This window comes from Actinomycetota bacterium (assembly GCA_016700055.1).
Taxonomy (GTDB): domain Bacteria; phylum Actinomycetota; class Acidimicrobiia; order Acidimicrobiales; family Ilumatobacteraceae; genus Kalu-18.
This window is the reverse complement of record CP064997.1, coordinates 1,746,700-1,771,635: the sequence shown is the minus strand read 5'-3', so window position 1 is coordinate 1,771,635 and position 24,936 is coordinate 1,746,700. Positions and strand designations below refer to the sequence as shown.

The 24,936-nt window shown below is 69.9% G+C and carries 23 protein-coding genes, 3 tRNA genes and 1 other RNA gene; 15 read left to right on the top strand and 12 right to left on the bottom strand.

What is annotated here, in order from left to right:
• Positions 1 to 16 precede the first annotated feature (16 nt).
• On the bottom strand, positions 17 to 1,864 hold the full coding sequence (locus IPM43_08635; GenBank protein QQS26392.1) for an ABC transporter ATP-binding protein: 1,848 nt from the start codon (positions 1,862 to 1,864) through the stop codon (positions 17 to 19).
• Between the two features lie 87 nt (positions 1,865 to 1,951).
• Between IPM43_08635 and IPM43_08630 the strand changes: the two genes are divergently transcribed.
• Positions 1,952 to 3,448 carry an alpha/beta fold hydrolase gene (locus IPM43_08630; GenBank protein ID QQS23533.1) on the top strand — a complete coding sequence of 499 codons (1,497 nt, stop codon included), beginning with the start codon at positions 1,952 to 1,954 and terminating at the stop codon, positions 3,446 to 3,448.
• A gap of 4 nt (positions 3,449 to 3,452) precedes the next feature.
• Here IPM43_08630 and IPM43_08625 read toward each other — a convergent pair whose 3' ends face one another.
• The 8 genes from IPM43_08625 to IPM43_08590 all read right to left on the bottom strand — a co-directional run bounded on the left by IPM43_08625 (position 3,453) and on the right by IPM43_08590 (position 6,540).
• Positions 3,453 to 3,866 (bottom strand): type II toxin-antitoxin system VapC family toxin, encoded by a 414-nt coding sequence (locus tag IPM43_08625; GenBank protein ID QQS23532.1) that lies wholly within the window; start codon positions 3,864 to 3,866, stop codon positions 3,453 to 3,455.
• Positions 3,867 to 3,869: 3 nt separating this feature from the next.
• On the bottom strand, positions 3,870 to 4,121 hold the full coding sequence (locus IPM43_08620; protein QQS23531.1) for a hypothetical protein: 252 nt from the start codon (positions 4,119 to 4,121) through the stop codon (positions 3,870 to 3,872).
• A gap of 32 nt (positions 4,122 to 4,153) precedes the next feature.
• The gene (locus IPM43_08615; GenBank protein ID QQS23530.1) at positions 4,154 to 4,735 is read right to left on the bottom strand and encodes a GNAT family N-acetyltransferase; all 582 of its coding nucleotides are present in this window, start codon (positions 4,733 to 4,735) and stop codon (positions 4,154 to 4,156) included.
• An 82-nt stretch (positions 4,736 to 4,817) separates the two neighbouring features.
• A tRNA-Ser gene (locus tag IPM43_08610) sits at positions 4,818 to 4,902 on the bottom strand.
• A 10-nt stretch (positions 4,903 to 4,912) separates the two neighbouring features.
• Positions 4,913 to 5,404 (bottom strand): nucleoside deaminase, encoded by a 492-nt coding sequence (locus IPM43_08605; protein QQS23529.1) that lies wholly within the window; start codon positions 5,402 to 5,404, stop codon positions 4,913 to 4,915.
• Positions 5,404 to 5,491, bottom strand: a tRNA-Ser gene (locus IPM43_08600). The genes IPM43_08605 and IPM43_08600 overlap by 1 nt, the downstream gene beginning before the upstream one ends.
• Before the next feature lie 33 nt (positions 5,492 to 5,524).
• Positions 5,525 to 5,623, bottom strand: an RNA gene (gene ffs, locus IPM43_08595) — signal recognition particle sRNA small type.
• A gap of 41 nt (positions 5,624 to 5,664) precedes the next feature.
• Positions 5,665 to 6,540, bottom strand: coding sequence for a flap endonuclease (locus IPM43_08590; GenBank protein ID QQS23528.1), 876 nt, complete (start codon positions 6,538 to 6,540; stop codon positions 5,665 to 5,667).
• Positions 6,541 to 6,660: 120 nt separating this feature from the next.
• Between IPM43_08590 and IPM43_08585 the strand changes: the two genes are divergently transcribed.
• The 6 genes from IPM43_08585 to IPM43_08560 are packed head-to-tail and all read left to right on the top strand — an operon-like array spanning position 6,661 to position 14,166.
• The gene (locus IPM43_08585) at positions 6,661 to 8,058 is read left to right on the top strand and encodes a hypothetical protein (protein QQS23527.1); all 1,398 of its coding nucleotides are present in this window, start codon (positions 6,661 to 6,663) and stop codon (positions 8,056 to 8,058) included.
• 56 nt (positions 8,059 to 8,114) lie between these two features.
• Entirely contained in the window at positions 8,115 to 9,884 is a 1,770-nt protein-coding gene (locus tag IPM43_08580; GenBank protein QQS23526.1) for a type II/IV secretion system protein, read from the top strand.
• A gap of 9 nt (positions 9,885 to 9,893) precedes the next feature.
• Positions 9,894 to 11,105 (top strand): type II secretion system F family protein, encoded by a 1,212-nt coding sequence (locus tag IPM43_08575; protein QQS23525.1) that lies wholly within the window; start codon positions 9,894 to 9,896, stop codon positions 11,103 to 11,105.
• Positions 11,102 to 11,566 carry a type II secretion system protein gene (locus IPM43_08570; GenBank protein ID QQS23524.1) on the top strand — a complete coding sequence of 155 codons (465 nt, stop codon included), beginning with the start codon at positions 11,102 to 11,104 and terminating at the stop codon, positions 11,564 to 11,566. Before IPM43_08575 ends, IPM43_08570 begins: the two co-directional genes overlap by 4 nt.
• Positions 11,559 to 12,692, top strand: a complete 1,134-nt coding sequence (locus IPM43_08565; GenBank protein ID QQS23523.1) for a prepilin-type N-terminal cleavage/methylation domain-containing protein — start codon at positions 11,559 to 11,561, stop codon at positions 12,690 to 12,692. The genes IPM43_08570 and IPM43_08565 overlap by 8 nt, the downstream gene beginning before the upstream one ends.
• A 10-nt stretch (positions 12,693 to 12,702) precedes the next feature.
• Entirely contained in the window at positions 12,703 to 14,166 is a 1,464-nt protein-coding gene (locus IPM43_08560) for a hypothetical protein (protein ID QQS23522.1), read from the top strand.
• Between the two features lie 14 nt (positions 14,167 to 14,180).
• On the opposite strand, the gene IPM43_08555 is transcribed toward IPM43_08560, so the two are convergent.
• Complete coding sequence (locus tag IPM43_08555) at positions 14,181 to 14,942, bottom strand: prepilin peptidase (protein QQS23521.1); 762 nt, start codon at positions 14,940 to 14,942, stop codon at positions 14,181 to 14,183.
• Between the two features lie 20 nt (positions 14,943 to 14,962).
• On the opposite strand from IPM43_08555, the gene IPM43_08550 reads away from it, so the two are divergent.
• Entirely contained in the window at positions 14,963 to 16,111 is a 1,149-nt protein-coding gene (locus IPM43_08550; protein QQS23520.1) for a type IV pilus twitching motility protein PilT, read from the top strand.
• A 27-nt stretch (positions 16,112 to 16,138) separates the two neighbouring features.
• Positions 16,139 to 16,858 (top strand): DUF429 domain-containing protein, encoded by a 720-nt coding sequence (locus IPM43_08545; protein QQS23519.1) that lies wholly within the window; start codon positions 16,139 to 16,141, stop codon positions 16,856 to 16,858.
• Between the two features lie 128 nt (positions 16,859 to 16,986).
• Here the strand turns inward: IPM43_08545 and IPM43_08540 are convergent, their stop codons facing one another.
• A complete protein-coding gene (locus IPM43_08540) occupies positions 16,987 to 17,331 on the bottom strand; it encodes a prepilin-type N-terminal cleavage/methylation domain-containing protein (GenBank protein ID QQS23518.1) in 345 nt (114 codons plus the stop codon).
• 159 nt (positions 17,332 to 17,490) lie between these two features.
• Between IPM43_08540 and IPM43_08535 the strand changes: the two genes are divergently transcribed.
• Positions 17,491 to 18,669 (top strand): class I SAM-dependent rRNA methyltransferase, encoded by a 1,179-nt coding sequence (locus tag IPM43_08535; GenBank protein ID QQS23517.1) that lies wholly within the window; start codon positions 17,491 to 17,493, stop codon positions 18,667 to 18,669.
• 12 nt (positions 18,670 to 18,681) lie between these two features.
• Here the strand turns inward: IPM43_08535 and rsgA are convergent, their stop codons facing one another.
• Positions 18,682 to 19,743 carry a ribosome small subunit-dependent GTPase A gene (gene rsgA, locus IPM43_08530; protein QQS23516.1) on the bottom strand — a complete coding sequence of 354 codons (1,062 nt, stop codon included), beginning with the start codon at positions 19,741 to 19,743 and terminating at the stop codon, positions 18,682 to 18,684.
• A 122-nt stretch (positions 19,744 to 19,865) separates the two neighbouring features.
• Here rsgA and topA point away from each other — a divergent pair, with 122 nt between their 5' ends.
• The 5 genes from topA (at position 19,866) to IPM43_08505 (ending at position 24,923) form a co-directional block, all read left to right on the top strand.
• Positions 19,866 to 22,562, top strand: a complete 2,697-nt coding sequence (topA, locus tag IPM43_08525) for a type I DNA topoisomerase (GenBank protein QQS23515.1) — start codon at positions 19,866 to 19,868, stop codon at positions 22,560 to 22,562.
• Positions 22,562 to 23,167, top strand: coding sequence for a dTMP kinase (tmk, locus tag IPM43_08520; GenBank protein QQS23514.1), 606 nt, complete (start codon positions 22,562 to 22,564; stop codon positions 23,165 to 23,167). The genes topA and tmk overlap by 1 nt, the downstream gene beginning before the upstream one ends.
• Positions 23,164 to 24,228 (top strand): hypothetical protein, encoded by a 1,065-nt coding sequence (locus IPM43_08515; protein QQS23513.1) that lies wholly within the window; start codon positions 23,164 to 23,166, stop codon positions 24,226 to 24,228. The genes tmk and IPM43_08515 overlap by 4 nt, the downstream gene beginning before the upstream one ends.
• A gap of 62 nt (positions 24,229 to 24,290) precedes the next feature.
• Positions 24,291 to 24,366: transfer RNA gene (locus tag IPM43_08510), tRNA-Thr, on the top strand.
• 20 nt (positions 24,367 to 24,386) lie between these two features.
• On the top strand, positions 24,387 to 24,923 hold the full coding sequence (locus tag IPM43_08505; protein ID QQS23512.1) for a DinB family protein: 537 nt from the start codon (positions 24,387 to 24,389) through the stop codon (positions 24,921 to 24,923).
• The last annotated feature ends 13 nt before the right edge of the window (positions 24,924 to 24,936 follow it).

The following is a 24,936-nucleotide window of genomic DNA, read 5'->3' as shown; positions in this document are numbered from 1 at the left end:
CTGTCCGACCCGAGAGCTACATCGCTTCGACGGGTGCTTCGAACGTGCCGGCCCGCACCTGGCGCGCATAGGCACCGTCGAGCGCGATCAGCTCGTCGTGCGTGCCCTGCTCCACCACCCGGCCCTCGTCGAGCACGACGATGCGGTCGGCGTCTCTGATCGTCGAGAGCCGGTGGGCGATGACGAGCGCGCTGCGTCCCTGCATGGCGACATCGAGCGCGTCCTGCACGAGGGCTTCGTTCTCGTTGTCGAGGTGGCTGGTCGCCTCGTCGAGCACCATCACCGCCGGGTCCTTCAACAGCAGCCGCGCGATCGCGAGACGTTGCTTCTCGCCGCCGGACAGCCGGTAACCGCGCTCTCCGACCAGCGTCGCGTATCCGTCGGGGAGCTCGGCGATGGTCTCGTGGATGCGCGCCGCCCGGCATGCGGCCTGCAGCTCGGCATCAGTGGCAGAGGGCTTCGCGTAGCGCAGGTTCGACTCGATCGACTCGTGAAACAGGTGCGGGTCCTGACTGACGACGCCGATCGCCCGGCGCAGCGACGACGACGTGAGGTCGCGCACGTCGCGACCGTCGATCCGCACCGCTCCCCCGGCGACGTCGTACAGGCGGGGGATGAGGGAGGCGAGCGTGCTCTTGCCAGTGCCCGAGGGCCCGACCACCGCGACCGTCTCGCCCGGCGCGATGCGCAGCGAGACGTCGTGCAGCACGTCGACGTCGGGATCGCCCGCCGGCGCACCTGGGGCCTCGAGCGAGCGGACGGAGACCGACGCCGCGGCCGGGTAGCGGAACGTGACGTGGTCGAACACGACGTCGCCCCTCGCGTCGACCAGGTCGACCGCTCCTGGCCGATCGACGATCGCCACCGGCGCGTCGAGCACCTCGAACACCCTCTCGAAGCTGACGAAGGAGGTCATCAGGTCGACCCGAGCGTTCGTCAGGCCGTTGAGCGGCTGGTAGACGCGGGCGACGAGCGCGGCCAGCGCGACGAGCGTGCCGGGCGTGATCTCGCCCGACACCACGAGCTGGGCGCCGATGCCGTAGATGACCGCCGCGCCGATGGCGCCGACCAGCCCGAGCGCGACGAAGAACACCCGGCCGTACATCGCCGAGCGCACACCGATGTCGCGCACCCGGCCGGCCCTGCTGGAGAACGCGCCCACCTCGTCGTCGTGGCGGCCGAACAGCTTCACGAGCAGCGCACCGCTCACGTTGAAACGCTCGGTCATCTGCGTGTGCATCTCGGCGTTCAGACCCATCTGCTCGCGCGACAGCTGCTGCATCCGTCTGCCGACACGCCGAGCCGGGACGACGAAGAGCGGCAGCACGGCGAGGGCGAGCAGCGTCAGCCGCCATTCGAGGGCGATCATCGCCGCCAGGGTCGTGGCCAGCACGACGATGTTGCTGACCACGCTGCCGAGCGTGCTCGTGACCGCGCTCTGGGCTCCGACGACGTCGTTGTTCAGGCGGCTGATCAGCGAACCGGTCTGGGTGCGCGTGAAGAACGCCACCGGCATCCGCTGCACCTTGTCGTACAGCGCGACGCGCAGGTCGTAGATCAGGCCTTCGCCGATGCGCGACGAGAACCAGCGTTGGACGATGGCGAGCCCGGCGTCGGCAAGGGCGGCGACGACCGCGACGGCCGCCAGCGACCACACCAGGGCGCGGTCACTGTTCGGAATGGCGTCGTCGAGGATCGCGCGGAAGACGAACGGCGGCACCAGCCCTAGGAGGGAGGCCGCGAGGATCGCCGCCAGGAACCCGGCGATGCTCCACCGGTAAGGCCGGGCGAACTGCCAGACGCGCCCGACGATCCCGCGGTCGAGCCGTTTGCCCTTCACGGCCTCCGCGTCGCGGGGCATCATGTGGTGGGGTCCCATCCGCACGCTGTCAAAGGCTACGGCGCCAGCCCGACCGCCGACCCTTGGCCATCGGTCGTACCATGCCCGGCCATGCATCCCCGCATCCTCCCCGCGATCGTCGTCGCGGGTTCACTGGCGCTCGCTGCCTGCGGCGGCGACGACGCGGTCCGCACCGTCGGCGCGGAGAGCCACGATCCGCAGAGCACCGTCGCACCGCGCGACGACGTGGATCTGGATTGGGAGGAGTGCGGCGAAGACCTCGAGTGCGCAACGCTGGCCGTGCCGCTCGACTACGCCGAACCGGACGCGGGCACGATCGAGCTGCCCCTGGTGCGCCACCTCGCGGGGAACTCCGCAGAGCGCATCGGGTCGCTCCTCGTGAACCCGGGCGGGCCGGGGTTCGGCGGCACGATCCTGGCCGAGTACGCCGCGAACATCTACAGCCAGGCGATCCTCGACCACTTCGACGTCGTCGGCTGGGACCCGCGCGGCACCGGGGAGAGCGAGCCGGCGATCGACTGCATCGACGACTACGACGACTACTTCGCCGTCGGCGACATCACCCCGGACACCGACGCCGAGCACGACGAGCTGGTCGAGCAGTCGAAGCGCTTCGCCGAGGCCTGCGAGGAGCGCAACGGCGAGCTGCTCGCACACGTCGGGACGAACAACTCCGCGCGCGACATGGACATGATCCGCCAGGCCCTGGGCGAGGACGAGATCAGCTACTTCGGCTTCTCGTACGGCAGCGAGCTCGGCGGCACATGGGCGACGATGTTCCCGGACACGGTGAGGGCGGCCGTGCTCGACGGCGCGGCCGACCCCAATGCAGACTCCACCGAGGGTCTCGCGCAGCAGCTCGCCGGCTTCGAGGGGACGCTCGCCACGTTCCTCGCCGAATGCTCGGCCGACCGCAGCTGCGAGTTCTACAACGATGGCGACGCAGAAGGCGCCTACGACGACCTGATGTCCGAGCTCGACGAGCACCCGATACCCACCGAGGCGGGCCGACCCGACCTGACCCGGGGCATGGCCAACGTGGCCGTCGCCCAGGCCATGTACGACGAGTCGTTGTGGACGCAGTTGGCGGGTGGGCTCGCCGAGGCCCAGGCGGGCGACGGGGCGACGTTGCTCGGCCTCTTCGACGCCTATTACCAGCGCACGTTCAGCGGCGACTACGGCAACGAGATCGAGGCCTTCATGTCGATCCTGTGCGTCGATTCGGACGAACGACCGACGGTGGAAGAGGCCGATGCCGAGGTGCCGCGCCTGCAGGAGGCGGCGCCGCGCTTTTCCCCCGGCACCACCGGCGACTACACGTGCACGTTCTGGCAGGCGCCCGCCGACCCGCGCATCGAGATCACCGGCGTGGGTGCCGGCCCGATCGTGGTGATCGGCACGACAGGCGATCCGGCCACGCCGCTCGACAGCACGCGCCGGATGGCAGAGGCGCTGGAGGACGGGCGCCTGGTGATCGTCACCGCCGACCAGCACACGGGCTACAACGTCAACGACTGCGTGAACGACGTCGTCGACGACTACCTGATCGACCTCGAGGCCCCGGAACACGAGACCCAGTGCCGGTGAACGCCTAGAGCCGCACCGGGACGACGCGAAGGTCCTTGATCCCGCGGAAGTCTTCGACGCTGACGGTGTGCAGGGCCAGGTCGTGCGTGATCGCGATGGCTGCGATCTGCAGGTCACTCGTTCGAGTCCGCGACTTCCGTCCGGCGGCGAGCACGTCGGCCACCACCCGTGCGAACGTTCTTGCCGAGTCGGCGTCGTACGGCAGGATCGACTGGGCGAAGGTGGCCTCGACCATCTGGAGGCGAAGCTGACGCTTCGCGCGCTCGTCGGGGTTCGAGGCGGCCAACGGCCCGACGCTCAGCTCACCCAGGGTGACCGACGAGATCCACTGGTGCTCCGGCAAGTCGTCCGGATCGAGCCGGTCGCCACCGAGCTCGATCACGACACACGTGTCGAGCAGCCCTGACGTGGTTCCCATAGGTCACACGGTCGCGTGCAGCCATGGATCGACGAGCTCGTCGAGCTGCTCCCGGAACCGCTCGTGGTCATCGCCGCCGAGGCGTCGGAAGGTGTCGAGCACGTCAGATTTGTTCGCCGGACGACGATCGAATCGGTGGGGGACGAGGTCGGCGATGGGAACGCCACGATCCGTGATCACGATCGTCTCGCCGGCCTGAGCACGGCGCGCGAGCGCGCTGCTGGCGCTGTTCAACTCCCGCAGGCTCGCGTTCACGTCGCCACCCTAGCTGTTGTAGCTCGTTGTAGCTACTTCAGCTTGGGCGTGACCTGGGTGGAGACCACCCAGCGGTGCTTGCCGATCTTGCGGTCCTTGCGAAAGCCTGCTTGTTCGAAGCTCGACAGCACGCCGTGGTAGAGGAAGCCGGCCGGGACGTCAGCCGCTGGCTCCGGGTAGCCCTCCACCCTTCCGCCGCCGAGCTCGGCGATCAGCTCCAGTGCGCCGGCGAGCGCCGCCGCGGCAACGCCTTGGCGGCGGTGCCCCTTGCCGACGTAGCAGCACCCGATCCGCCAAGCGGGCAACTCGTCCAGTTCCTTCTCGTACTCCTTGCGGTTCTTGATCCGTACCACCTCGGCGGGTGAGCCGAACTGGCACCAGCCCACACACGCGTCGCCGTCGAAGACGAGCGCAGCGTGCGCGGTGCCTGCGCGGACCCGGTCGTGCTTCTGCTCGCGATGCGGCTGCGCCGCGTCGAGGTGCGTTCGGTCGTCGGGGTGCATCCCCATGCACCAGCAACCGCCGAAGATCCCGCCGTTCGCCTCGACGAGCGCGGCGAAGGCGTCCCAGGTAGTCGGGTCCAGCGGCTTGATCGTGAAGCGGTCTGTGGCCATCGTGGCTGTCCCGGCGCACGAGCCCCTGCTGGGAGTTGCACGCCGGGAATGAGTTTCGTGAACCGGGGGGGAACCCCTGCAGCGGAAGGAGTGGGATTTGAACCCACGGAGGCGTGAACCTCGCACGCTTTCGAGGCGTGTCCCTTCGGCCGCTCGGGCATCCTTCCGGGCGCGAGATTACCGGCGCTCGGCGAAGAACGCTTCCAGCACGGCGGCGCACTCGCCGGCCAGCAAACCGTCCACGACGGCGAAGTTGTGGTTCAGCCGGGGATCGGCGCTGACGTTGTAGAGGCTCGCGGTGGCGCCGGCCTTCGGGTCGGGCGTGCCGTAGACGAGCCGCCCGATGCGGGCGTTGACGAGGGCACCGGCGCACATCACGCACGGCTCCAGGGTGACGACGAGCGTGCAGTCGTCCAGCCGCCAGCGCCCGAGCGCCGCCGCCGCGTCACGCAACGCCAGCAGCTCGGCGTGTGCCGTCGGGTCGGCGCGCAGCTCACGCTCGTTGTGCCTGGCCGCGATCACCTGCCCGGAGTGCAACACGACCGCACCGACGGGCACGTCGCCGGCGGCGCCGGCCGCGCGGGCCTCGTCGAGGGCGAGGCGCATCGCGGCCGTGTCGTCGATCGTGTCGTCGATCGTGTCGTCGATCGTCGTGCCGTCGGCGGCCATGGCGGAGGGAGTGGGATTCGAACCCACGGTGGGTTGCCCCACACACGCTTTCCAAGCGTGCCGATTCGGCCGCTCTCGCATCCCTCCTGGTCGCCCACACGCGACCCCGCCGGCTGAGGTGACGGCCAGGCTCCCCGCGGCGCACGGACGGTGCCGCTGAAGGCTGCTACCTCCCGGTCCTGACCTGGTTCGCGGATGCCCGTCGCACGGGACCCGGCCGTCACCTCACCCGGCGGGTGCCGAACGAGGGCAGCGACACACTACCGGGCGAGCGCGGCCGCCCGCTCGGCCAGGCCCGGCGCGCCGACGTCGTCGGCGAAGGCGGCGAACGACGGGGTCGGCCCGCGCCAGCGCCAGTCGTCGACCGTGCCGATGTCGAGCTCACTCGACACGTCCGTGACCACGGTGGCGACGAGCCGGAACAGGAGAGCCGCGTCGCGCTGGCCCCGGAGGGTGTCGGCGAGCTTGGCCGCGCCACGCACGGTGACGTCCCAGTCGGCCGCGTCGGGCGGGATCGCCTCCACGTGGCCGTACCGCGCGAGCACCGCCGCCGCCGACTTCGCGCCCCACCCGGGCAGGCCGGGAAACCCGTCGGCCGAGTCGCCGACGAGCCCGAGGTAGTCCGGCACCGAGGCCGGCGGCACGCCGAGGCGGGCGATCACCCCGTCGTGGTCGACCAGCTCTCCCTTGCGACGGTCGAACTGCACCACCCGCGAGCCGCGCACGCACTGGCCGAGGTCCTTGTCCGGGGTGAGGATCAGCACCTGCTCCACGCGGGCATCCGCCGCGGCCACCTCGGCAGCCGCGCCGAGCGCGTCGTCGGCCTCGAACTCGACCATCGGCCAGACCGTGACCCCGAGCGCTGCCAGACCCTCTTCCATCAGCGGGATCTGGTGCAGCAGCTCCGGCGCCATGCCCTCACTCGTCTTGTATCCCGGCCACAGACGGTTGCGGAACGACTCGATCACGTGGTCGCTCGCGATGCCGAGGTGAGTGGCGCCGTCGGCGACGAGCTGCAGCGTGGAGCCGAGCACGCCGATGGTCGCCGCGAACGGTGGCGGGTCGGCGTTCCTGTTGACCGCGCCGAAGTGCTGGCGGAACAGCTCGTAGGTGCCGTCGACGAGGTGAACCTTCACGACAACCCCTGTGCCACGACAACTCCTGTTCGCCGAACGACCCCCGCTGCAGTCTGGCTGCGTCGGCAGGATTCCTTCAAGATTCGTCCCGGCGACGCCGATATGAGAGCCGTGGGACGGATGCGGACGGATGACGACGGCCGAGGCACGGCCTTGCGCGCCTCGTCGAACGGCTCGGAACGGCGCCAGCGCGTGGTGCCGAGCCCGCTGCCTCCGCCGGTGCAGGCGGCTACGCATGCCGAGCTCGTGCTCGTCGCCACCCGGCTCGCGGCGATGGAGGAACAGCTCACCTCGTACTTCGCGGCGATGGCCGCGCAGGCGAATGCCGCCAGGCTCGCGGCCGAGACCGCCCGCAACGACGGCAAGGCCGACATGGACCAGCTCTCCGTGCAGCTGCGTGACCTGCTCGACAGGCTGGCGGACCAGCACGACGCCGAGCAGCGTTCGCTGCGCACCGCGCTCGACCAACGTCTCGCCGATTACGGCTCGCACCAGGACTGGCGCGTAACCGAGCTGGAAGCTCGGCTGGAGCGTCTCGCAGACGACATGACCCTCGGCCTCGACGCCCGAGTGGAGTCGGCGGCGCAGGCGCTGCAGCTTCGGCTCGACCAGGCGACTTCTGCGCTGACCAGCCGCGTCGCGGAGACCGAAGCTGCGGCCGCGCGGGCCGCCGAGCAGGACGTGGCGTTGAAGCGTCGCCTCGACGAGGCGACCTCGGCGATCGGCCAGCGCATCGAGGAGTCGCTCACCGCGTTGGCGGCGCGCATGGACGAGCGCAACGTGGCGCTGTCGAAGCGGATCGAGGAGAACACCGTTGCTCTGCAGCGCCAGCTCCAGCAGGCCGACGAGGTGCATGCGAAGGAGCTCGAGCGACTGAGCAACTCGTACGACGACCGCCTCAGCGCGCTGGAGCTGCGCGTCGGCGAGGAGGTCGGTACCCGCGTCGCTGCGCTGGAGGCGACCATCGGACGGGTGTCGAGCAGCGTCGACGAGGCGATGGTGTCGCTCTCCCAGCGTCTGGCCGACGCCGAGGCCTCCGCGATCGATTTCGAGGAGCGGCTGGCCAAGGTCACCGCGATCGCCGAGAAGGTCGACGAAGAGGCGATCGAGCAACTGAAGGAGAAGCTGTCCAACGCCATCGGCGAGGCCACGCTCGTGCGCATCGAGATGGACCGCCTGACAGAGAATCTCGACGAGCGCTTCGACCGCGTGCAAGTACGCATGGCCGAGGTCGAGTCCAAGGTGGCCGACAGCATGGACGTGTCCACCGCCGTGCAGCTCGAGCGACTCGAAGAGCTCGAGCGCGCCGTCGCCGAGCTCGACCCGTCGAGGCTCGTCGGTGGCCCGGACCCTGGTGCGCTGCGCGGTCCGCTGCTGCCGCCGCCCGGTCACGACGCCCGCACCAACCACCAGTTCCCCGCCCCCGACAGCACCCGGCCCGAGATCGACGCGGCCTCGGTCGAGGCGGCGAACAGCTACTACTCCACCGACGGCGAGATCAGCCTCACGTCGTGGTGACCGACCAACGCTGACCCCTCCCCACGCCCACATCCGAGCACGAAGGACCGACCTTCATGGCCCTCTTCCGAGCCAAGACCGACGACAGCGAAGCGGCAAGTGAACCTGCCGCCGCGTCCGAGGCTGTGCGCAACGAGGCAGATGCTGCCGAGTGCATGAAGGTCGGCCAGGCGCTCGTCGACGTCGGCGGCCTGACGGCCGAGACGCTCGCTACGGCGCTGCGCTCGGCCAACGGTGACCTACTCCAGTTCGTCGACATCGTGCTCGGCCGCTTCGGCGCCGGGCGCGCCGAAGTGGCGCAGGCCGTCGCCGTCGCGTTCGGGATGCCGGTCGCCGACACCCGCACCCTCCAGATCAACGCCGAGGTGCTGGGGGCGATCGACGAGAAGCTGATCCGCTCCCACATGGCGCTGCCGATCCACGACGACGGTGATGCCCTCGTCGTGCTGAGCCCGGCTCCTTCCCCTGCCCGGCGGGCAGCGGTGGAAGCCGCCGTCAAGCGCCCCGTGAAGTGGGTGGTCGCCGACCCCGCGACCGTGCGCACGCTGATCGACCGCAACCTGCGGGCAGACGCCGACATCGAGCGGCTGGTCAAGTCGTTCGAAAGCGTCGGCGACCAGAAGACCGTGACCACCGCCGCGGCCGAGGCAGCGCTCGACGACGCGGCGCCGGTCGTGCAGCTCGTCAACCAGGTGGTCGGACAGGCGCTGCGCGACAGGGCATCGGACATCCACATCGAGCCCCTCGACGACAAGCTCCGCGTCAGGTACCGCATCGACGGCCATCTCGTCGAGTCGTTCACCCTCCCCCTCGGCGTCCACGCCTCGCTGATCAGCCGCCTGAAGATCATGAGCGGGATGAACATCGTCGAGCGGCGCCGTCCCCAGGACGGGCAGTTCTCCACGTCGGTCGACGGCCGCGACGTCGACGTGCGCGTCGCGAGCGTCTCGACGGTGTTCGGCGAGAAGATCGTCATGCGACTGCTCGACAAGAACCGGTCGATGATCGGTCTGTCCGAGCTCGGCTTCCCCCGCGACACCTACCAGATGTATTCGAAGATGGTCCACGCCCCGTTCGGGATGGTCATCTGCGCCGGCCCGACCGGCGCCGGCAAGACGACGACGCTCTACGCGACCTTGCTCGAGATCAACTCCACCGGCAAGAACGTGACCACCGTCGAAGACCCGGTCGAGTACGTCTTCCCCGGCATCAACCAGGTGCAGACGAACGACCAGGCCGGCCTGACGTTCGCCACCGGCTTGAAGGCCCTCCTGCGCCAAGACCCCGACGTGATCCTCGTCGGCGAGATCCGTGACGCCGACACGGCGAGGATCGCCATCCAGTCCGCGCTCACCGGCCACTTCGTGCTGTCCTCGCTGCACGGCACCGACTCCGTCGCGGCCCTGCACCGCTTCTTGGACATGGGCATCGAGGCCTTCCTGATCGCCTCGTCCGTGGTCGGGGTGATCGGCCAGCGCTTGCTGCGCCGTGTGTGCGACTCCTGCAAGGAGCCGTACACGCCGAGCTCGGACGAGCTCGCCTTCTTCCGCCAGCACACCGGCGGCAGCGACAAGACCACCTTCTACCGCGGCGCCGGGTGCACCTACTGCGCCGGCACCGGCTACCGCGACCGCATCGGCGTCTACGAGCTGCTGCGGATCACGCCCGAGCTGCGCCGCCTGATCGTCGGTTGGGCGACCACCGAGGAGCTGCGCCGGCTGGCCGTCGCCCAAGGCATGCGCACGATGCTGCGCGAAGCGATGGCGCTCGTCGAGAGCGACGTGACGACCATTCCCGAAGTCATCCGAACCCTGTTCTCCGCGTAGGAGTCGCCAATGCCGAAGTTCGCGTACGCCGCCATCGATCCGAGTGGAGCCTCCATCGAGGGGATCACCAAGGCCGACACCATCGGCGAAGCGCGCACCGCGTTGATGGGGCTCAACTTGTATCCGGTGAAGATCGAAGAGCGCCGCGGCGCGCTGCAGTTCGAGCTCACCAAGGAGAAGGTGAAGAAGAAGGAGCTGATGCACTTCACGCGTCAGCTCGCCGTGTTCGTGAAGGCCGGCATTCCGATCACCACCGCCCTAGAGACGATCGGCGACGAGGTGTCGGACGTGGCGCTGCGCCGCACGATCAGCCACATGGTGGAGAGCCTGCGCAACGGCGGGACGCTCTCCAAGGCGGCTGCGGCTCACCCGGAGGCCTTCCCTCCGTATTACGTCGGCATCTTGCAGTCCGCGGAGATGACCGGACGTCTCGACGAGACGCTCGACCAGCTCGCCGACTACATCGACCGTGAGCTCGAAACGCGCTCCAAGGTGGTGTCGGCCCTGTCGTACCCCTGCATCGTCATGGCCCTCGCGGTGGTGACGGTGGTGATCCTCGCCGGCTATGTGCTGCCCCAGTTCAAGCCGCTGTTCGAGGAGCTGAACGCCGACCTGCCGCTACCCACTCGGATGCTCCTCGCCGTGGCGACGCTGTTCAGCGACCTGCTGATCATCCCCGTGATCTTCACCCTGTTGTTCTTCGCCACGCTCATCTGGCTGTTCAAGTTCCAGCGCGGCAGGCAGGTGAAGGACCGCCTTGTCCTGAAGCTGCCGATGATCAAGGGCATCGTCGAGTACGCGATCCTCGAACGCTTCTGCCGGATCCTCGGCGCGATGGTGCGTGCCGGTGTGCCGCTGCCCGACGGGATGCGGACCACCACCGAGGCGACGAGCAACGTCGTGTTCCGCGAACGGCTCGAGATCGCCCAAGCGGCGATGCTCGAAGGCGGCGGCTTCGCCAAGCCGCTCGCCGAGACCGACCTGTTCCCCGGCGCCGCCCGGCAGATGTTCAAGGTGGGCGAAGAGACAGGCACCTTGGAGGACCAGCTCGCAGTCGCTGGCGAGTACTTCAACCGCGAGCTCGAGTCGCGGATCAAGCGCTTCACGACGATGTTCGAACCGCTGATGATCGTCTTCGTCGGCGTGCTCGTCGGCTTCGTCGCCGTCGCTCTCGTCTCCGCGATGTACGGCGTGCTCGGCAACATGAAAGAAGTGCAGTGACGGAGACCCATCGCCGCGACGCGGGCATTTCGCTCGTCGAGGTGCTCGTCGCCATCGTGCTGCTCGGCTTCGCCGCGGCCGGGACGTTGTCGACCATGGCGATGGCGATGCGCGGTTCGGAGTGGCACCGCCAGCACGCCGCCGCTCAGGCATGGCTGCAGAACGCGAGCGACGCGGTCAACGCCACCCCGCGGATGCCGTGCACGTTCGGCGAGGCGGCGATGCGCAGCTTCTACGTGGGGGTGGCACGAGCCGTACCTCCGCCCAACAACTGGGCGACGTCGCAGATCAGCATCGAGCGCTCGATCGAGTTCTGGAACGGATACGACTACGGAGCCATCTGTTACGAGGAGATCGGCCTCAAGCTGCAGAAGGTGACGCTCACCGTGAAGAGCCCCGACCCCCCCTTCGAGATCATCAAGCAACTCGAGATGGTGAAGGGAGTGGACCAAGGTGAGTAAGCGTCATGACTCCGCCGCGTCCGGCTCACGGGGTGACCGCGGCTTCTCCCTCGTCGAGCTCGTCCTCGTCATCTCTGTCGTGGGTGTGATCGCGGGCACGATCATGGCCGGCGTCTCCGCGGTGCTCGGCAACGAGAAGAGCACGATGGCGAGGCTGTCCGAGCAGCGCACGATCCAGGGATTCGCCACCTGGTTGCCTGCCGACGTCGCCTCCACCCCTCCCGGTGGGCTCACCGTCGGCGGCAGCCCGGTGTGCGGATCGGGCGGCACCCAGGTGCTCGGCATGCAATGGTCGGAGAACGTCGACGGCTCGGTGACGACGTACCGCGTCAGCTACCAGGCCGTCGACGTCAACGGCGAGACGCACGTGCGGCGCCACGTGTGCGCCGGGGGCACGACCACGACGTCGACCCTGGCCACGGATCTGCCGGCGATGGGCGGAGGATGGACACCGACGTCACCACCGATCCAGATCTCCTACGACGCCGCCGCGCGGACGGTCACCGTCGTGCTCACCCAGCGCAACGGCGACACCGTGAGCCTGCGCGCAGACCAGTACAACCCCGCCGAGACGCTGCCCCCGCCACCGCCGCCGGTGGTGCTGCCCCCGCCCCCGCACACCGGCCCGGCGACGACGAGCACCACGACCCCTCCCACCACCACGACGACGTCGACGACGATCGCCCCGACGACCACCGTCGGCGGCCCGACGACCACCGATGGCGGCCCGACGACCACCGTCGAAGGAACGACGCTGCCGCCGACGACCACATTGGCACCGACGACGACGCTGCCGCCGACCACCACCACCACCATCCCCCCGTGCGCCGTGACGAGCTTGGTCGTGGTGCCCAATCCGGTGCAGAAGAAGTCGAACGACCAGTTGAAGGACAGCGCGACCGTGACGGTGACCACCACCGGACCGTGCGTCGGCCTGGTGCTGCGCTACACACCGGGCTCACCGGCGTTGAAGAACATCACCATGTCCGGCGGCCCGAACACCTGGACGGCAGTCCTGCCGAAGAACTCCGATCGCTGGTACGGCGTCGGCCCCCAGGAGCTGCGGGTGATGATGGGCACGCTCACCGTGCTGTGGTCCTACAACGCGTTCGAGATCACGCAGTGAGGGCGACGCCATGAAGACACTCAGGTCCCAGATTCACCGCCGGCGGCGCTCCGCTGAATCTCGCCGGCGCGACGAGGGGTTCGTGCTGCCGAGCGCGATCGTGCTCAGCGTCACGCTCGCGCTCGTCGCCTCGGCCGTCGCCGGGTACGCCGCGGTGTCGCTGCGCTACACCGTCGTCGTCGACCAGCGCGCCGACCGCCTGGCCGCGGCCGAGGGCGGGATGAGGTACGCGATCGAGAAGATGAAGCTGTTCCAGACGCTCTGCACCACCGGCGCCGCCGACGGCGACCTGTCCACTGCGGTGCCGCCGGTGTTGAACGGGGCGAACGTCACCGTCACCTGCCGGCGGATGGGCAACGGCGCGGCCGACATCCGCGGCTGGGCAGCGGTCGTCACCGGCGCCGGACTCGGTGCCGGCGGGAAGGGGCTGATCTCGCGCGGCTCCAACGCCACGCCGAAGACCTTCGGCGGCCCCGTCTACCTGTTCTCCCACACCGGCCTCGACCTGAGCGCGCCGATCGAGATCAAGAACGGAGACCTGTGGTTCAAGGCGGGGAGCTGCACCCCCACCCCAGTGGTCAGCGACTCCGACCTCCGCTTCACGCCGGCCTTCCTGCGCGGCCCGCTGTGCACGACGCTCACGTGGAAGGACCTGTTCCCCACGTCGCCGCCGCTGCCGCCGATGCCGACGGCGGTCAACCCGCCGTTCAACGACACGTTCGTACCCGGCTGCCGGGTGTTCTTCCCCGGCAAGTACACCACCGCACCCAACCTCGCCTCGGACAACTACTTCGTCTCCGGCGACTACTACTTCGAGAACGTCAACTTCGAGGTCAAGCAGGCCCAGATAGTGGGGGGCCAGTCCGGCGGACCCGCTTACGGTGACACGCCGTACATCCACTCGCCCGACTGCAGCAACGCTCCCCAGACGTCGCGCGACGTCTACGACGCCGAGGCCGCCAACGGCTTCTTCGGGGTGACGTTCGTGCTCGGCGGCAGCAGCAAGATCTACATCGACACCCAGGGCGAGATGGAGCTGTTCCGGCGCCGGCAGGGCAACGGCGTGGTGAGCGTGATCGCCGTCGACAGCGAGAACGCCACGGGTGGCTACCTGCCGAGCACGCACACGGCGACCGGCAGCGAGTGGCTGATCGACTCGAAGTCCGGCAACGGCCAGGACCTCGTGCTCCACGGCCAGGTCTACGCGCCCTACGGCAAGGTGAGGCTGAACAACATCACCAACTCGGCCAACGGCCAGATGCTCGGTGGTGTCGTCTCCGCGGTGCTCGACGTACAGGCCTCGGCGTCGGCGAGCAACTTCCTCATCCGCGTGGAGACCGACCCGACGACGTTCAAGCTGCTGCTCGTGTCGTCGGCCACCGACAGCAGGGGCGGGGTCACCCGCGTGCGCACCGTGGTCGACATGAACCCCGACTCCGGCGCGCTGGCGGTCAACTCGTGGCGGGTGGAGTAGCTCCGATGAGGTGGTCAGCGGCGGAGCAAGAAATCGATCAGGGCCTGGCCGACCAGGATCCCGACGATGCAACCGAGAGCGAGGAACGGGCCGAACGGAAGAGCGGTCTTGCGTCCGGCGCGCCCGGCGACGATCATCGCCAACCCGGCGACGGCGCCGAACAGGAACCCGAGGAAGAGCCCCACCGGCACGTGGCCGAGGCCGGTCCAGCCGAGGTACATGCCGAGCAACGGGCTGAGCCGCACGTCGCCGTCACCGAGGCCTCCCCGGCTCAGCAGGTAGAGCCCACCCATCAGCACGACGGCGAGGAGCGCACCGCCGGCGGCGGTGGCGATGCGCTCCGGTTCGCCCTCGACGAGTGCTGCGGCGGCGAGCAGCGGCGCGCCCAGCGCGATCGTGGTGTACGTGACCTCACGGGGCAGGCGCCTGGTGCGCAGGTCGATCCAGGTGAGCGCGACGAGCCCCGCGCCGAGCACGCAGTGAGCGGCGATGGTGACGATGCGCTCGAAGTTCGCCGCGAAGACGGCGAACACGACCGCGGTGGACAGCTCCACGATCAGCGGCTCGACGCCGATGGATGCCCGGCAGCGCCGGCAGCGGCCGCGCAGTGCCAGCCACGACAGCACGGGCACCAGGTCGAGCGGGCCGAGGCGCATGCCGCAAGCACCGCACGTCGAACCCGGTGCCACCACCGACGCACCGCGGGGCACCCGATCGACGACCACCGTCAGGAACGAACCGATGAACAGCCCGGCGACGAAGGCGAGCACCGGCACGAGCGGGAGGTTAGCTAGCGATGAAGTCACCGGACCGGAACCTGGTCACCTTGCTGCGCGCCACCGTCGCGAGCGGTGCATCCGACCTTCACCTGACGGTCGGGCGGCCACCGACGGCGCGGCGCGACGGCGTGCTGGTGCACTTCGAGAACGTCGGGCTCCTGACGAGCACCGAGATCGAGCGGATGGTGATGAGCCTGCTCGACGAGTTCAAGACGGCTGAACTGCACGAGCAGCACCAGGTGGACTTCTCGTTCGGCTTGGAGGGCATCGGGCGCTTCCGCGCGAACGCGTTCCGCCAGCGCGGCTCGTTCGCGCTCGCTCTGCGCGTCGTGCCGTTCCGCATCCGTTCCCTGCAAGAGCTCGGCGCACCCGCCGGCTGCGAGGTCCTGCTGAACCGGCCTTACGGTCTCGTCCTCGTCGTCGGCCCGACCGGCTCGGGCAAGAGCACCACCCTCGCCGCGATGATCGACGAGATCAACGCGAACAACCCGTGCCACATCCTCACCATCGAAGACCCGGTGGAGTTCTTGCACAACCACAAGATGGCGATGGTCAACCAGCGTGAGGTCGGCACCGACGTGCACACCTTCGAGGCCGGCCTGCGCAGCGCCCTTCGTGAGGACCCCGACGTCATCCTCCTCGGCGAGATGCGCGACCTCGAGTCGATCTCCATCGCTTTGACGCTGGCCGAGACCGGTCACCTGGTGTTCGCCACCTTGCACACCAACGACGCGTCCCAAGCGCTCGACCGCATCATCGACGTGTTCCCCTCGGAGCGGCGCGACCAGATCCAGATCCAGCTCGCCAGCTCGCTGCAGGGTGTGATCAGCCAACGGCTGATCCCGGTCGACGGCGGCGGGCGAGTGGCGGCGTACGAGGTGCTGATGGGCACCGACCCGGTGCGCAACCTCGTTCGCGAAGGCAAGAGCCGCCACCTGCGCAACGTGATCACGACGAGCCAGCAGGACGGGATGCAGACGATCGAGATGGATCTCGCGCGGCTGGTGGCTGCGGGCCTGATCGACCTCGAGGCGGCCTACAGCGTGAGCGCGTACCCGAAGGAGATCCTGGCGCACGCGACGACGATGCGCGCCGTGAGCCAGGCCCAGGCCACCGTCGACGCCGGGCAGATGGCGACGACCGGCGCCGGTACGCCGGCGGGCTAGCACCGCCGCCCTTCGAAGGAGCCTGCCGTGGCAATGACCCCCCGCCAGTACCAGTACCTCGGTGGTGTCGTCCCGTGTCCGGGAGGCTGGGTGGTGGTATCGGGGCGCCTGGCCGGGGTGACGATGGTCGTCGAAGAGGCGATGGTGCTGCCGAACCTGCTCGAGGTGCTCGACCACCGCCCGAAGTTCGACGCGGGTGCGATCTACGCCCCGATCGGCCTTGCCGACCAGCCCTGCTCGCGGTTCCGTCCGTGCGACGAGGAGGCCCGCCAGCTTCTCGGCTGGCCGCGCAGCGTCGGGATTCGCCCCGTGCCGTCCCGGGCCGCGCTGAACGCGCCGAGCCACGCCGCGGCACGGGAGCTGGAGCCGTGGCTGACGAACGACGACCTGCGGCGCTTCCCCCGCTACCGCGAGGTGGAGGACCTGTTCCAGCCGTTCCACCAACGGATGTGGGTGTCGGCTCACCCGGACCTGAGCTTCTACATGCTGAACGGCGACCGGCCGTTGAAGAGCTCGCCGTTCCACGGCGAGGGGATCGTCGAGCGGATCGAGTTGATCCGCGCCAAGGTGCCCGGCATCGAGGACCTGCTGAACGCCTCACCGCCAGAAGGCGCCGGCCAGATCCACATCGTGCAGGCCGCGGCGCTGCTGTGGACGGCGCGGCGCGGCGCCGGGCGGGCGATCAACCGCCTGCCGATGGACCCCACCTGGGATTCGAACGGCCTGCGCACCGAGCTCGTCCGCTGAGCCTCGGCTCGGTGTTGTCGCACTTCCCCGTCTGGTGCCTCGATCGATCCGAAAACGCGAAGAGGGGCCGACCCGATGGGCCGGCCCCTCTTCGTTGTCACTGTCGTTCAGAGATAACTGCCGTTACGTCAGGGGCAACTACCAGTCGCCACGCCGTTGGCGTCGATGCCCGTCACATAGCCGGCGTCCTTGGCGAGGAAGCCCGCCGTCACCATGGCGGCGACGCTGCCCGGGTAGCTGCCGTTCTGCGCGTAGTACGCCTGGGCAGCGGCCGTGACCGTCTGATGTTCTGCTTCGCAGGCGCTCTGGTCGCCACGGTCGGTGATACCACGGACCGCGAAGACGGTGACCGCCGACAAGATGCCGAGGATCACGATCACGATCAGCAGCTCGACCAGGGTGAATCCCTTGTCCCGCTTGGTTTCGACCTCGGTCGCGATGCCGGTCTCGTCAATCTCGATGTGGGTTTCCATGTGTGTGTGTTCCTTCCGCCTGTTCGTCCCACTTGACTTCCGCCTCGACCGGCACCAGACCGTCCGCTGCGTCGAAGGTGGTATCGGCCGGATTCGCGGCGGACTTGAGCAGAACTTCGCGGAAACTTTGCGAAGCGTCCGGCGGCGTACGGTGGCGCCGTGGAGGCTTCGATCACCCTGCGAACCGGGCGCGAGCGCAGCGTCTCCCGAGCACACCCGTGGATCTTCAGCGGATCGATCGCCGCAGTCGGCGGCGAGCCGGCACCAGGTGAGACGGTCGTGGTGCGTGCGGCGGACGGCACCTCACTCGGCCGAGCGGCGTACAACGCCGCGTCCAAGCTGCGGGCGCGGATGTGGACCACCGATCCCGGCCAGCGCGTCGACGCGGACTTCGTCAGGGGGCGCATCGAACGTGCCGTCGCGCGCCGCCGGCACGTCGTCTCCGGCACCGACGCGGTGCGTCTCGTGTACAGCGAGGCCGACGGCGTGCCAGGTGTCGTCGCCGACCGCTACGCCGACACCGTGGTGGTGCAGCTCACCACCGCCGCGGCCGACCTGTGGAGCGACGTCGTCCTCGACGCCCTCGCCGACCTGCCCGGGGTCGCGCGGGTGCACGAGCGCAGCGACACCGAGTCACGCCACCGCGAGGGCCTGCTCGACCGTGACGGTCCCCGCCGCGGCGACGCGCCGCCGGCCGAGATCATGATCTCCGAAGGCCCTTGGCGCTTCGCGGTGAACGTCGCCACCGGCCACAAGACCGGCTTCTACCTCGACCAGCGCCGAGCAAGGTCGTGCCTTGGCAGCTTGGCAGCCGGGCGCTCGGTGCTGAACGTGTTCGGCTACACCGGGGCGTTCACGGTGGTCGCGGCTGGCAGCGGCGCGACACGCGTGACCACGGTCGACTCGTCGGGGCCGGCCCTCGCGATGGCCCACCGCAACGCCGAGCTGAACGGGGTCGAGGTGGGCGAGCTGGTGGAGGCCGATGCGTTCTCCGAGCTGCGGCGCCTGCGCGACCGCGGGTCGAGCTTCGACCTGATCGTGCTCGACCCGCCCAAGCTCGCGCCGTCGCCGGCTCAGGTCTCCAAGGCCACCCGCGCCTACAAAGACCTCAACCTGCTCGCCGCCAAGCTGCTCAGCCCCGGCGGGATCCTGATGACGTTCTCGTGCTCGGGCGCGGTGTCCGCCGAGTTGTTCCAGAAGGTGGTCGCCGGCGCCGCCCTCGACGCCAGGCGCGAGCTGCGCATCGTGGAGCGGCTCGGCCAGCCCGGTGACCACCCGGTGCCCCTCCACTTTCCCGAGGCCGAGTACCTGACCGGGCTCGTGCTGCAGGCCGACTGAGCGAGCTCGGGTTCACGGCCGCGGACGCGGCCGGCGGAAGCCGCGGCGGTCTTCCACCTTCAGGCGGGCCCGCTGCTCGTCCTCGAGCGCGGCCTCCTCGGCGACCAGGCGCTCCATCGCGACGAGGCGTGTCGCGTCGAGCTCGCCCCGCTCGATCGCCCCACGCACCGCGCAACCCGGCTCCTGGTCGTGCTTGCAGTCGCGAAAGCGGCAGTCGTCGGTGAGGTCGAACACGTCGGCGAACGCCTGCTCGATGCCATGGCCGCTCGACCACAGGCTCACCGCCCGCAGACCGGGGGTGTCGATCAGCCACCCTCGCTGCACGCTCTCCGCCGCCGGCAAGCGCACGAGCTGGACCGCCGTCGTCGTGTGCCGGCCGCGCTGGTCGCCGGCGCGCACGTCGCTGACCAGTTGCACCTCGCCGCCGACGAGCTTGTTGACGATGGTGCTCTTGCCGACCCCGCTCGCCCCCAGCAGCGCGATGGTGCGGTTGCCCGCCGCGTAGGCACGCAGCTCTTCGAGGCCGTCGCCGCGCATGCCGCTGACGACGTGCACGGGCACTCCCGCGGCCACCGACGTGATCGCGGCGACGCTCTGCGCGACGAGAGCAGCGTCGTCGACGAGGTCGAGCTTGGTCAGCACGACCGCCGGGCGTGCCCCGCTGTCGAAGGCGAGGACGAGCTCGCGCTCCAGGCGTCGCTCGTTGGGGGGCGACACCAGCGCGTGGACGAGCAGCACGACGTCGATGTTGGCCGCGATGGTGTGCGCCTCGGCCCGCTGGCCTTCGAAGGACGCCCGGCGGACGAACGCGCTGCGGCGGGGCAGCACGCTCTCGACGCGCTCGCCGTCGCCGGACGGCACCACCCAGTCGCCCACCGCGACATCGGCGCCGATGTTGCGCAACCTGACCGGCTCGGCGCCGCGCGGCTCGCCCGAGTCGGGCGCGGCGAACCACACCGTGCTCCAGCCGCGGTCCAGCCGGGCGATCCGCCCGGGTGCACCCGGAGACCCCGCCGCGCGCCAGGCCGCGTCGGTGTGTTCGTCCCATCCGAGCGCGACCAGACCTGGCTCCATTTCGGCTCCGACGGTAGGGACGCGACGACGCACCGTCAACGTCGGCGAGGCACCCGCCACCGGACCGTGCGGCCGGGCGTGCCTTGACAACAGCCCGGCGAGTGTCGTAGCGAAGGAGGGGTATGCCCGGCAAGCCCCTAGTCATCGTCGAGTCGCCAGCGAAGGCGAAGACCATCGGCGCGTTCCTCGGAGGGGCCTACGACGTGCGGGCGTCGGTGGGTCACGTCGCCGACCTGCCGTCGAAGGGGCTCGCCGTCGACGTCGACAACCACTTCAAGCCCACTTACGAGCTCACCGACCGCGGCAAGCAGGTGATCAAGGAGCTGAAGGTGCTGCTGAAGGACGCCACCGAGCTGTTCCTCGCGACCGACGAGGACCGCGAGGGCGAGGCGATCAGCTGGCATCTGCTCGAAGCGCTGAAGCCGAAGGTTCCGGTCAAGCGGATGGTGTTCCACGAGATCAACAAGGCCGCGATCGACCACGCGGTGGCCAACCCGCGCGGCCTCGACGACGGCCTCGTCGACGCGGCCGAGACCCGCCGCATCCTCGACCGCCTATACGGGTACGAGGTCTCGCCGGTGCTGTGGCGTCGTGTCAACCGTGGCTTGTCCGCCGGGCGGGTGCAGAGCCCGACCGTGCGCCTGGTGGTGGAGCGCGAGCGCGAGCGGATCGCCTTCGTCGTGGCCGGCTACTGGGGCCTCGAGCTGCACACCGCCACGGCTCCCCCGTTCACGGCCAACCTCGTCACCCTCGACGGCACCCGCGTCGCCACCGGCAAGGACTTCACGAGCGACGGCCGGGCCGGCTCGAGCGTCACCGTGGTCGACGAGCGCCGCGCCCGAGGGCTGGCCGACGGCCTCGCCGGCGCCGAGTTCACGGTGCGCTCGGTGGAGGACAAGCCCTACCGCTCGTCGCCGAAGGCACCGTTCATGACGAGCACGCTCCAACAGGAGGGCAGCCGCAGGCTGCGCCTGTCCGCGGCCCAGGTGATGCGCGTCGCGCAGGGCCTGTACGAGCGTGGCTACATCACGTACATGCGCACCGACTCGGTGGAGCTGTCCGACGAAGCGCTCACCGCGGTCAGAGCCGAGGTGCAGCGGGCGTACGGAGCGTCGTTCCTGCCCGGGTCGCCAAGGCGCTATGCGAGCAAGGTGAAGAACGCGCAGGAGGCCCACGAGGCCATCCGGCCGACCACGCCGCTGCGCAGCCCCGACGCGGTTGCTGCCGAGCTGAACCGCCAGGAGCTCGCCCTCTACCGGCTGGTCTGGCAGCGCACACTCGCCTCGCAGATGGTCGACGCCACGGGGACGACGGTCAGCGTGCGCCTCGGCGCGACCTGCGGCCAGCCAGAAGCCGGGGTCGACTGCGAGTTCGCGGCCAGCGGCACGACGATCACCTTCGCCGGCTACCGCCAGGCGTACGTCGAGTCGAGCGACGACGACGCCGTCGACGGGACCGCCGCGGAGGCAGCCGAGCGGGAGGCGCTGCTGCCGCCGCTCGCCGTCGCCGATCCGGTGCCCGTCGAGTCGATCGAGCCGAGCGGCCACTCGACCAGCCCACCTGCGCGCTACACCGAGGCGTCGATCGTGAAGCGCCTGGAGGAGCTCGGCATCGGGCGACCCTCGACGTGGGCCTCGATCATCCAGACGGTGCAGGACCGCGGCTACGTGTGGAAGAAGGGCCAGGCGCTGGTGCCGACGTGGACGGCGTTCGCGGTGGTGGGCTTGATGGAGCAGCACTTCGGCGAGCTCGTCGACTACGAGTTCACCGCCCGGGTCGAAGAAGACCTCGACGCCATCGCCCGCAAGGAGCAGGCCAAGGAGCGCTGGCTCCACGAGTTCTACTTCGGTGACGTCGACCTGCCCGGTCTGAAGCGCCTGGTGGAGCAGAACCTGGGCGAGATCGACGCCGCTCAGGTGAACACGTTCCCGCTGGGGCTCGACCCCGAGACCGGTGCCGAGATCGTCGTCAAGCCGGGCAAGTTCGGGCCTTACGTGAAGCGCGGCGACGACACGGCGAGCGTGCCCGACGACATGGCCCCCGACGAGCTCACCGTCGACAAGGCCGTGGCGCTGCTCGCCCAGCCGAGCAGCGACGAGCCGATCGGCATGCTCGACGGGCTGCCGGTGTTCGCGAAGAGCGGGCGCTACGGGCCCTACGTCCAGTGGGGCACTGCCGATTCCCCGCCGCCCGGGTTCGACAAGCCGAAGATGTCGAGCCTGTTCAAGACGATGGTGCTCGAGCGCATGACGATGGACGAGGCCGAGGCACTGCTCAGCCTGCCGCGGACGCTCGGCGCCGATCCCGCCGACGGTGAAGAGGTGCTCGCCAACAACGGCCGCTACGGCCCTTACGTGGTGAAGGGCAAGGACTTCCGCTCGATCGACAACGAGGAGCGGCTGCTGACGATCACCCTCGACGAGGCGGTCGCCATCCTCGCTCAGCCCAAGGTGTACCGCCGCGACGGCAAGAACATGGCGGCGAAGGGGCCGCTGCGTGAGTTCGGCACCGACCCGGCAAGCGAGCGCCCGGTCGTCGCGAAGGACGGCAAGTTCGGCATCTACGTCACCGACGGCGAGACGAACGCGTCGCTCGGCAAGGGCGACCGGCTCGACGCGATGACGCCGGAGCGGGCGTTCGAGTTGCTCGCCATCCGCCGCGAGCAGATCGTCGCGAAAGGCGGTGCGCCGGCGAAGCGGGCGGGCTCGGCCCGCGCCGCGGCGAAGAAGTCGCCGGCGAAGAAGTCACCGGCGAGGAAGGCGGCGGCGAAGCGCTCGCCGGCCAAGCGTTCCGCGGCGAAGCGCTCTCCCGAGAGCTGATGCCGGGTCGGTACATCGCGCTGGAAGGGGTCGAGGGCTGCGGCAAGAGCACGCAGGCCGCACTGCTCGCCGCCGACCTCGGCGCGGTGCTCACCAGGGAGACCGGCGGCACGGCGATCGGCGACCGCATCCGCTCGGTGCTGCACGACCCCGGCAACGTGCACCTCGACCCGATCGCCGAGGCGCTGCTGATCGCGGGCGACCGCGCCCAGCACCGGGCCGAGGTGGTCGCGCCGGCCCTGGCCGCCGGGCGCGACGTGGTCAGCGACCGCAGCGTCTGGTCGAGCGTCGCCTACCAGGGCTACGGGCGTGAGCTGCCCGTCGACGTGGTGCGCGAGGTGAACGACTGGGCGCTCGCCGGGCGCTGGCCGGACCTCGTGGTGCTGCTCCGGCTCGCTCCCGACGACGTCGAACGGCGCCTCGCCGGGCGCAGCCTCGACCGCTTCGAGCGCGAGGACGCGGCGTTCTTCCAGCGGGTGGCGAGCGGTTTCGACGCTCTGGCCGCCGCCGACCCGCAGCACTGGATCGTCGTCGAGGCCGGCGGCACCGTCGACGAGGTGTTCGCCGAGCTCCGCCTCGCGGTGCGGGAGCGCCTTTCCCGATGAGCGCCGCGTGGAACGCCGTCGTCGGTCAGGCACATGCCGTCGCCGTGCTGCGCGGCGCGCTCACCCGCCCGGTACACGCCTACCTGTTCGTCGGGCCACCGGGCTGCACGAAGAGCCAGGCGGCGAGAGCCTTCGCGGCGTCGCTGCTGCACCCCGAGACGGGGGTCGAAGACGCCGACGACGCCGGCGACCGCGACGCGCGCCTCGCCGCCAGCGGCGAGCACCCCGACGTGACCGAGGTGCAGCGCGTGGGCGCGGCGATCTCCGTCGACCAGGCGCGCGAGATCGTCAAGCTCGCGCACCGTTCCCCGGTCGAGGCGGAGCGCAAGGTGCTGATCCTGCACGAGTTCCACCTGCTGCAGGCCGAGGCCGCGGCGGTGCTGCTGAAGACGGTCGAGGAGCCGCCGCCGTCGACCACCTTCCTCGTGCTCGCCGAGGACGTGCCTCCCGAGCTGGTCACGATCGCCTCTCGCTGTGTCCGCGTGGATTTCCGCGCGATCCCCGACGCGCTGGTCGAGGCCGCCCTCGTGCGGGAGGGGGTGGAACCGGCGGCCGCGGCCGACGCGGCCCGCTCCTGCGGCGGCGACCTCGACCGCGCCCGCCTGCTGGCCGCCGACCCGCACCTGGTGCACCGGCGGCGTACGTTCGCCGAGCTGCCCCGCCGACTCGACGGCACCGGGGCGACGGTGCACGCCGTCACCGCCGAGGTGCTCGGCTTGATCGACGAGGCGATGGGCCCGCTCGTCGAGAGCCAGGCCGAGGAGGCCGCGCGGCTGGAGGAGCGCGTGAAGGCAGCCGGTGAGCGTGGCAGCGGCCGCAAGGAGCTGGAGGAGCGCCACAAGCGCGAACGCCGGCGGTTCCGCACCGACGAGCTGAGGTCCGGCCTCGCCCTCGTCGCCGCCACGTACCGCGACGCGCTCGTCGAGCAGCCCGGACACCGCCCCGACGCGTACGTGCATGCCGTGCACGACCTGCACCAGGTGATCGAGGCCCTCGACCGCAACCCGAACGAGGTGCTCCAACTGCAGCACCTGCTGCTGAGCCTGCCGTCGCTCGCCTGAGCCTGCACCCCGTTCGTGCTTGCCCCGAGCGCAGGGCGGCCCGCTACCATCTTCGACTCGCCGCCCAGATAGCTCAGTCGGCAGAGCAACGCACTCGTAATGCGTAGGTCGTGGGTTCAATTCCCACTCTGGGCTCCAGAACGCCGGAATGGAGGGGGATGCCCGAAGAGTCCGAGGGTGACCTCGCCGAGACGGTGTTCAGCGCTCCAGACCCCGATGGCATGCGTGCCGGTTGGGCCGCGTTGCGTGAGGCGCGGGCGGCCATGGTCGACCGGGCACGACGGCTCCCCGACGAGGACCTGCACGCATCGGTCGACGGCGAGTGGTCCTTCGTCCAGACACTGCGGCACCTGCTGTTCGGGACGGACAAGTGGTTCGCGGTACCGATCCTCGGCCAAGCGGGATTCCATCCGCTCGGCCTGCCCAACAGCGGGTCCGCGGACTTCCCCTGGCCGGGCCTCGACGACGACGCGTCGCCGTCGCTGGCCGAGGTCCTCGCCGCACGCGCCGATCAGACGACACGTCTCGGTGACTACCTCTCGTCCCTGACCGAAGGCGATCTCACGAGAACCGTCGACGTGCTCGAGAACGGTCCCCACCTGGTGCGCGACTGCATCTCGACCGTGCTGGAGGAGGAGTACTGGCACCTCGGCTACGCCGACCGAGACCTCGCCCATCTCGAAGCCCGCAGGTGAGCAGGCAACGACG

Excerpts from the sequence above, each read along its gene's own strand:
- IPM43_08575 (QQS23525.1), top strand. The coding sequence starts at position 9,894 with ATGCCGAAGTTCGCGTACGCCGCCATCGATCCGAGTGGAGCCTCCATC.
- tmk (QQS23514.1), top strand. The coding sequence starts at position 22,562 with ATGCCGGGTCGGTACATCGCGCTGGAAGGGGTCGAGGGCTGCGGCAAG.
- IPM43_08515 (QQS23513.1), top strand. The coding sequence starts at position 23,164 with ATGAGCGCCGCGTGGAACGCCGTCGTCGGTCAGGCACATGCCGTCGCC.
- IPM43_08615 (QQS23530.1), bottom strand. The coding sequence starts at position 4,735 with ATGGCCACAGACCGCTTCACGATCAAGCCGCTGGACCCGACTACCTGG.
- IPM43_08630 (QQS23533.1), top strand. The coding sequence starts at position 1,952 with ATGCATCCCCGCATCCTCCCCGCGATCGTCGTCGCGGGTTCACTGGCG.
- rsgA (QQS23516.1), bottom strand. The coding sequence starts at position 19,743 with ATGGAGCCAGGTCTGGTCGCGCTCGGATGGGACGAACACACCGACGCG.
- IPM43_08580 (QQS23526.1), top strand. The coding sequence starts at position 8,115 with ATGGCCCTCTTCCGAGCCAAGACCGACGACAGCGAAGCGGCAAGTGAA.
- topA (QQS23515.1), top strand. The coding sequence starts at position 19,866 with ATGCCCGGCAAGCCCCTAGTCATCGTCGAGTCGCCAGCGAAGGCGAAG.
- IPM43_08625 (QQS23532.1), bottom strand. The coding sequence starts at position 3,866 with ATGGGAACCACGTCAGGGCTGCTCGACACGTGTGTCGTGATCGAGCTC.
- IPM43_08605 (QQS23529.1), bottom strand. The coding sequence starts at position 5,404 with ATGGCCGCCGACGGCACGACGATCGACGACACGATCGACGACACGATC.
- IPM43_08635 (QQS26392.1), bottom strand. The coding sequence starts at position 1,864 with ATGATGCCCCGCGACGCGGAGGCCGTGAAGGGCAAACGGCTCGACCGC.
- IPM43_08540 (QQS23518.1), bottom strand. The coding sequence starts at position 17,331 with ATGGAAACCCACATCGAGATTGACGAGACCGGCATCGCGACCGAGGTC.
- IPM43_08550 (QQS23520.1), top strand. The coding sequence starts at position 14,963 with ATGAAGTCACCGGACCGGAACCTGGTCACCTTGCTGCGCGCCACCGTC.
- IPM43_08560 (QQS23522.1), top strand. The coding sequence starts at position 12,703 with ATGAAGACACTCAGGTCCCAGATTCACCGCCGGCGGCGCTCCGCTGAA.
- IPM43_08585 (QQS23527.1), top strand. The coding sequence starts at position 6,661 with ATGCGGACGGATGACGACGGCCGAGGCACGGCCTTGCGCGCCTCGTCG.
- IPM43_08505 (QQS23512.1), top strand. The coding sequence starts at position 24,387 with ATGCCCGAAGAGTCCGAGGGTGACCTCGCCGAGACGGTGTTCAGCGCT.